1 protein-coding gene is annotated in these 1435 nt (G+C 66.8%); it reads left to right on the top strand.

Going from position 1 to position 1435, the window contains the following annotated elements; translation table 11 throughout:
* Positions 1 to 1290: protein kinase (locus MJ785_RS21170; protein WP_239382564.1), on the top strand; the 1290-nt coding region annotated here is incomplete at its 5' end.
* Between the last annotated feature and the right edge of the window lie 145 nt (positions 1291 to 1435).

Below are 1435 nucleotides of genomic sequence, written 5' to 3'. Positions count from 1 at the left end.
GCACATACGCGCGGTGTTGTTCATCGGGACGTCAAGCCGGCAAACGTGCTGCTTTACCAGCAGAGTGACGACCAGCTGTATGCCTATCTGGCCGATTTCGGGTTAGCCCGACACGCCGACGCAGCCAGGCTCACCACAGCCGGAGCCATGGTCGGAACGCCGCTGTACATGTCCCCGGAACAGCTCCGCGGCGAGCCAGCGACGCCAGCCAGCGACATCTACGCCGCTGGCCTGCTGCTGCACGAGATGATGATCGGATACCCGCGCTGCCGCGGGGAGGAATGCCGGCGGAAACCAACCGATCCGGTGGCAGCCCGCCTCCACGCCATCGTCAAACGGGCATGCGAGTTCGAGCCCGAGGCCCGCCACCCCAGCGCGGAGGCGTTCGGCCAAGATATCGCCGCTGCACTGACCGGCGCGCCGGTCACAGCGAGCCACCTCCAGCCGCTGCACCACGTCGGCCATGGCGCGGCGAGAACCCAGCTCTCGCCCGGCGTCGCCAGCAGCGGACACGGCATGGATCCGGCTCCCAGCCTCGACATCGCGGGCGGACCGATCTGGACCGCCCGATCCGAGTTCTCGCTGCCGGATCCCGGACCGACCGAGCATGGCCACGCCGGTACGCATACCCTGCCCGGAGAAGACACCGTTCCCAAAGCGGGCGGTGCGGCGCGGGATTCAGGCGCGGGGACCTCCCCAGCCGGACAGAGGCGACCAGTATTGTTGTTCGCGCTCATCGCCTGCGTCGCCCTGGCGGTCGCTGTCGCGCTGACCGCGGTTACCCCGATACTCATGGGCCGAACGGACGCGGCATCGCCGGCCACGACGCCATCTCACACGGCGCTGGTGACACCATCCCCGCACTCATCGACCGGCGCCTTCCCGAGCGGCCTGGACCAAAGCACAACCTCGTCCCCGGCACCAACGGCGCTGACCACCGCGCGGATTTCCGGGACGCCCGTGCCGCTGGCACAGAACGCACCGACTGGCACCGTTCGGCCACCGGATACCCCGGTAGCACCGCAATCCGCATCCCTCAGCCCGCAACCCGCCCCCACCACAGCGGCCGGGACGGTGCAGCGCCGGTATGTCTGCGCCGAGGACGCGACATTGCACAGCTCGTTTGGCCATGACACGCCGATCATAGGCACACTGCGGAGAGGCGAAGAATTCGATACGGACGGTTTACTGGCGAACAACGGAGCATGGGTGCACGGGTACGCCCCGTCGTTGAATCTGAGTGGATGGATGCTCACCCAGTACGTCAAAACGACATGCCCGGCCGCCTGACGAGCAGGTAGTCCCGGCTACGCGTCTACTGACTCCCCCACCTGGCGGACCATCGGTAGCGCCACACAGAAGGCGGGAACCATAGCTGTTCGCGTTCGTAAAGATTCGGAAGCGAACACCCTGAGGTTTCAATCCGACTCGGAAA

Source organism: Protofrankia sp. CiT1 (assembly GCF_917627335.1).
Classification (GTDB): domain Bacteria; phylum Actinomycetota; class Actinomycetes; order Frankiales; family Frankiaceae; genus Protofrankia.
The sequence above is the reverse complement of the archived record's forward strand: the minus strand, read 5'-3'. Positions and strand labels throughout refer to the sequence as shown.